Raw genomic sequence first — 6,133 nt, forward strand, 5'->3', positions numbered from 1 at the left:
CACCCCACCCAACACACCAACCATCACAAACCCCGTCGGCGCCGCAGGCCCCGACGAACCCTGACCCCCCACCGACGACGGCACCAACACCACCCCAGCCGCCAACAGCACTACCCCAACCAACCCCCAAACCGAACTGCGCCAACCGCCGGCACCAGCGCGCAGCCCATCAGCCACCCAACACCCCCCCCCCCCCGAGGACCACGCACAGAACGCACTACACGCCCAACACTCGACACCATCAGACTCCCAACATCGCCAAGACCCGAGAACTACCGCACGACACAAACCCGACAACTCGGCACGGCGTGCCAGCGAAACTGTAGAACACTAGCTCACATCCAGCAGGATCTTGCCGACGTTCGCGTTGGTGGCCATGTACTCGTGCGCTGCTGCGATGTCGTCGAGGTCGAAGCGGGAGTCGATGACCGGTCGCAGCGAGCCGTCGTCGAACCGCGGGAGCAGCTCGGCGCAGAATCGCTGGTTCGCCTCGATCTTCTGCTCGATGGGCCGCGAGCGCAGCACCGTGCCGATGAGCGCCGCTCGCTTCGGCAGCAAGGCGCCGAGCGGGATCGTGGCCGCAGGCCCGCTCATGACGCCGACTTGGACGATGCAGCCTTGGACTCGCACCGATGCGATGTTGCGAGCCAAGTAGTCGCCGCCGATCACGTCGAGCACGACATCTACGCCTCGACCGGCGGTCCAGTCGCGGACAGCGTCAGCAAAATCGGCCTCGGTGTAGTCGACCACCAAGTCTGCGCCGAGTGCTGCGCATGCTTGCACCTTGGAGGTCGAGCAGGTGACGGCAACTCGCGCGCCGATGGCTCTGGCGATCTGGATCGCCGCTGTGCCGACACCGGAGGCGCCTGCATGCACCAGCGCTGCGCCGCCGGATGCGAGGCCGCCTAAGGTGACGAGCGCATCGTGCGCCGTGACGAAGACCTCTGGAATGGCCGCAGCGTCGCGCAGGCTCACCGAGTCTGGCACGCGTTGCAGCATGCGCTCGTGGGTGACGACGAGTTCTGCCGCGGCACCTCCCGACACGATGCCCATGACCTCGTCGCCGACTGACCACGCGGTGACGCGCTCGCCGAGCGCTGCGATGCGTCCGGCGAACTCCAAGCCGGGTATCTCGTGTTCGGGGCGGGGTCCCGGTGCCGGGTACAGGCCCATCCGCTGCAGCAGGTCAGCTCGATTCATGGCCGAGCACACCACCTCCACGAGCGCTTCGTCGGGACCGGGGACCGGATCAGGGACGTCGCGGACCTGCAGCACCTCGACGCCGCCGTACTCGGGGATGACTACTGCGCGCATGGGTGACGACGGTAGCCCGACCGGGTCGGTGTGCGAAGGTGGTTTCCGAACTCGGCGGCACTGCCTGCCCGATACCCGTCCCGCCAGGAATTCCGTCTGTCGATAGTCTGCGAACCCGTGCGCCGAGAAGCCGTGGTAGCGCTGGAAGGCGCGAACAACTGTCGTGACTTAGGCGGCTACCCCGCTGCAGGCGGCCGCCATGTGCGTACGGGAGCACTGTTCCGCTCGGACCGCTTGAGCGCGCTCAGCAGCGACGATCTCGAAGAACTGGCCAGCCGTGGCATCCGCACTGTGGTCGACTTGCGCGCTGCGCCGGAGACCGAGCGGGACCGTTCGCGGCTGTGGCGAGGCGTGACCTCACACGTCTCACTGCCCGTCGGTGACACCGTGGACGGGGACATCTCGATGGTGGACCAGATCCTCGAAGGTCGATTGCGGTCGATCAGCGAAGCCGACATGGCCGCGTTGTACCTGAAGATCGTGGCCGAGCACGGCGAGCGGTTCGCTCAGCTCGCTGCCGTGGCGGCCGATGTCGACCATCTGCCGCTGCTGTTCCACTGCACCGCTGGCAAGGATCGCAGCGGCATTGCCGCAGCGCTCCTGCTCGAAGCCCTCGGCGTGGCCCGCGAGGCCGTGCTCGACGACTACTGCCTTACGAACGAGCTCCGGTCGCATCAGCGCATCGCGGAACTGACGCCGCAGTTCGAGCGCGCCGGCATCGCCATCGACGACGTGCGGCCCATTCTGAGCGCTCCCCGCTCAGTGATGGCCACCGTGCTCGACGAGCTGGACAACCGCTACGGCCAACGCGAACTGCCCAACGCGTCCGGGACGGGGCGGAGCCGGGCCGGGCAGAGCGAAGGAGAGCCGCCGGTAAGGCAGAGCCAAGGGCAGGAGCCGAGCAGGCACGACCTGTGGGATACCCACGGTGTGCGCAGCGGCGCCGAGGGCTACCTGCTGCACCACGGCTTCGACCCAGCCGCTCTAGAGATACTCCAAGCCAACCTGCTGATCTGACCCCGCCCGAAGCCTCCCGCCTAACGGATCGAAACACGCCAGCGCTGGATACCATCATGCGATGTTCGTTGTGCCTCCCAAAGCGTACGCTGACAGAGAGTTGAGCCGAGCCGAAACCATGAGCTGCATCTGCTCAATCGCAGAGATGGACGTGCAGGAATGAGCTTCCGACAGAGCACACCACCACAGAGAAGCCGAAACAACTAGCCCGTGCAGTCCGTGTCGCCATATGCCGAAATCGGGGACTGCGTTCTCTATCTTGGCGACTGCATACAGGTGATGTCCGTCATGCCATCTGGTAGTGTCGACATGGTGTTCGCTGATCCACCGTACAATCTGTCGAACGACGGCACTTCGGTTCACGCGGGTCGTCGAGTCTCGGTGAATAAGGGTAGCTGGGACAAGAGCCGCGGCGTTGCAGAAGACTTCGATTTTCACTATTCATGGATCGAAGCATGCCATCGTCTATTGAAGCCCGATGGTACGCTTTGGGTTTCGGGCACCTATCACAGCATCTACGCTTGTGGACACGCTTTGCAGGTTCAAGGATGGCGTATCTTGAACGACATCGCGTGGTTTAAGCCAAACGCTCCACCTAATCTCGGTTGTCGGATGTTCACTGCTAGCCACGAAACAATCTTATGGGCCAGCAAGGGCAAGACAGCCAAACACACATTCAATTACCTTGACATGAAGCGCGGTACTTTTCGGGCCGATTTCATCAAGAAACCTAACAAACAGATGCGAAGTGTCTGGGCTATAGCTACGCCAGGAACATCTGAGAAACGTTACGGTAGGCACCCGACACAGAAGCCATTTCGCTTGATGGAGCGCATCATTACGGCCAGCACGGAGCCCGGGAACCTGATTCTTGATCCCTTTTGTGGTTCGGCTACGACAGGGGTGGCCGCAGTAAGCGGGGGGGGGGGAGACGGTTCATTGGCATTGAATCCAATCAAGGATACTTGGACCAGCTTGCCATCCCTAGACTTCGCGATGCTATTCAAGAACGTCAAAGCCGCTTCGTATAATGGAGCGGCATCTTGCAGTAGCGAAGCTGAACCAACTTATTGGAACCGATGTCCACGTTCTAGCCCGCACACACCAGGTCAACGTACATGGTCCAACCGGGAAGGTCAACAAGGGATGGGCAGGACACGCTCTCGAACGGTACTTAGGTCTTCAGCTCAACTCGGCACGAGCGCCGAATTTTGGATCATGGGAACTCAAGGTCATTCCCATCAAGCGACGCAAAACGGGCTATCTGGCATTCAAGGAAACTATGGCCATAACCATGATCGATTCCGTACATGTTGTCACCACGCCCTTTGAACACAGTCATCTCTTGACAAAGCTTCGCAAGGCCGTTCTCGTGGCGCGAATCGTAGGTGATGATGTCATGTCGCCGTCCCCCATACATGCAGTTGTGACGCTTGACTTGACTGGCGCAGCCTATACGATTGTTGAGCGTGACTATGAGCTGGTGCGGGAGTGCATCGCTGACTCAAGGCGCGGCTTTGATGCACTGACAGGGAGGATGGGCACCTACATCCAACCGCGAACTAAGGGCACCGGACACGGCAGCACCTCCCGCGCATTCTACGCACGCAAGTGTTTTCTGGGGCTATATTGCAGCCTCAGCGAGTCCTAAACGTAGCAGTGTTTCTTGGGTAACGGGCTTCGATCCGAAGGGCAACACCGCAAAGGCGTCAACTTCGGGCAACGGATCTAGGCGACGAACACTGCAGAGTTTGTGGCCGTGACTCGAAGGTCTGCCCCAGTCGTCACGTGAGATTTGGCCGGGGTTCATGGCCCGTCCGACGGCAGTGCCCGTAGCGAACGACGGCACGCGTAGCAGCGAACATGGCGCGAATCGTCTGATGGCCTACACAACTTCGATACGCCGAGTGGCCGCGCCGGCACGATGCACCGACATGCCCGCGAGCGTGTCACACCCCGTAACGCTCCTGCTTGCCATCTTCGGTGGTTGCCGACATACCCGCGAGCTTGTCACACCCCCTGCCTACCGTTGTCCCCATGGCGATTGACGCTTGTGGCAGCGAGTACGATGGCGGCCAACCCGACGCGCGACATCAAGGCGGCGACGAGCTTGCGCCGTTGAACTGCCCAACTGGCATCAACCTTCGCGGCGAACTCGCCAACAGCGGCGAAGCCCTGGCAACCGTGTCACACCCCCTGCCTACCGTTGTCCCCATGGCAATCGGCGTACCGAGTGGGGACCGTGGTATCGGCAAGCGTGGCGGCGGCAACCGTGCTGCGGATGCCGCTCCGTCGGCTTCACGAGTGGCGTCGGGTGCATTGTCGGAGAGGTGGTTGCGAGTGGACGTGCCTGCACTGGATGCAGACGGCTTGCGGTTGCGGCTGGCACAGATCGGACATGCCCGGTCGCAGCTCGCCGCAGCCGAAGCATCCGCTCTGTGTGAGATCGCCCGCTGCGAAGGCGAAACCGTCGCCGCGCATACCGCAGCGAACGTGCTGTCGGTGTCAGTTCGCGCTGCCCGCGACAACGTGAAGACGGCTGCAGCACTCGCAAAATTGGACGTTACTCGTGAAGGTCTGGCAGCCGGGTCGGTACCTGCTGGACATGCGCAGATCATCGCCCGCGCCGCAAGCGATACTCCGATCAACGAAGGGTTCCTTGTCGAAATCGCTCAGCGGCAAGGCCTCGACGAATTCCGTCGAACCGTTGCCCGTCACGTAGCCGACTGCACCGATGACGACGGTGCCTCCCTGCTCGAACGGCAGCGCCAACAGCGTTCAGCGCGCGTGTTCACCAGCCGCGAGACCGGGATGACGGTGGTGAACGGCCAGTTTGATCCGATCGTCGGCGCCCGCATTACCGCAGTCGTCAACGCCGCAGTAAGCCGCTTGTTTCACGACGAAGACCCCAAGTGTCGTTCGACGCCCGCTCAGCGCACTGCGGACGCAGTCGCCAAACTCCGCTGCGAACCCGACACATCCCGACCAGCGGGCACTTCGCTGGTGCTCGTCGCCGACTACGACGTTCTCAACCAACAGATCGCAAACGCGCGGCTCGCGAACGGAACTACGGTGCCGATCAGCGAGATTGCCAAGGTAGCCGTCGATGCAGACATTCTGCCGATGATCTTCAACAAGGCAACCGGCGATTTGCGCATGGGCAGACGCCGCCGTTCAGCCAGCGAGCTGCAGCGCAGCGCGCTCGCTGTTCGCGACCAAGGCTGCGTCGGCTGCGGCGCATCACCCGAACTCTGCCGAGCACACCACATCGTCGAATGGCAGCACGGCGGCAACACCGACCTCGACAACCTCGTCTCAGTCTGCCACCACTGCCACCACAACAGCATCCACCAACAGGGCTTCACCGTCGAACACAACGCCGTAACCGGCCGTTACCAGTTGCATGCGCCAGGCAAGCTCCCAGTAGGTGCTGCACCAGCGACCGGACCGCCAGCAGGCGAGCTGAATTGGGCAGGACAATCGTCATCCGACCTACTGCGGAATACTCGGCTCGGGCAGGCATCAGCGGCGCCGCTGTCGAGCGCCTCGCCGAAACGAAGCACAGCCCAAGCCGGTGGCCCGGCGGTCACGTCTTCTCGGGCGCCGCCTTGACGAATTGCGGGCCGACAGGCCCTGAGACTTGCGGGCATCGGCCCTGCGCCCCCGAGTCCGCTGAACCGTCGTGAAGTCCCGCTGATATTGATGTACGGCACGAAGTCTGTAATGGACCTCCGCCGCCGAGTCCGGTGAACCGTCATGAAGTCGGCTAGGCAAGTGGCGGATGCGCTGCCTGCGCCCCCGA

4 protein-coding genes and 1 pseudogene are annotated in these 6,133 nt (G+C 62.6%); 4 read left to right on the forward strand and 1 reads right to left on the reverse strand.

What is annotated here, in order from left to right; genetic code table 11:
* Positions 1-330 precede the first annotated feature (330 nt).
* Positions 331-1,314, reverse strand: coding sequence for an NAD(P)H-quinone oxidoreductase (locus ACOGI4_RS12035; RefSeq protein WP_419841906.1), 984 nt, complete (start codon positions 1,312-1,314; stop codon positions 331-333).
* A 117-nt stretch (positions 1,315-1,431) separates the two neighbouring features.
* On the opposite strand from ACOGI4_RS12035, the gene ACOGI4_RS12040 reads away from it, so the two are divergent.
* The 4 genes and pseudogenes from ACOGI4_RS12040 (at position 1,432) to ACOGI4_RS12055 (ending at position 5,943) form a co-directional block, all read left to right on the forward strand.
* Positions 1,432-2,331: a tyrosine-protein phosphatase gene (locus ACOGI4_RS12040; protein WP_419841907.1), complete on the forward strand. Its 900-nt coding sequence runs from the start codon at positions 1,432-1,434 to the stop codon at positions 2,329-2,331.
* Between the two features lie 309 nt (positions 2,332-2,640).
* A pseudogene (locus ACOGI4_RS12045) lies at positions 2,641-3,183 on the forward strand (DNA-methyltransferase); the annotation flags it as partial.
* Positions 3,184-3,361: 178 nt separating this feature from the next.
* Entirely contained in the window at positions 3,362-3,982 is a 621-nt protein-coding gene (locus ACOGI4_RS12050; protein ID WP_419841908.1) for a MutH/Sau3AI family endonuclease, read from the forward strand.
* A 689-nt stretch (positions 3,983-4,671) separates the two neighbouring features.
* Entirely contained in the window at positions 4,672-5,943 is a 1,272-nt protein-coding gene (locus tag ACOGI4_RS12055; RefSeq protein ID WP_419841909.1) for a DUF222 domain-containing protein, read from the forward strand.
* Positions 5,944-6,133: the final 190 nt, after the last annotated feature.

The sequence above is a fragment of the Candidatus Poriferisodalis sp. genome, assembly GCF_965205175.1.
Classification (GTDB): domain Bacteria; phylum Actinomycetota; class Acidimicrobiia; order Acidimicrobiales; family Poriferisodalaceae; genus Poriferisodalis.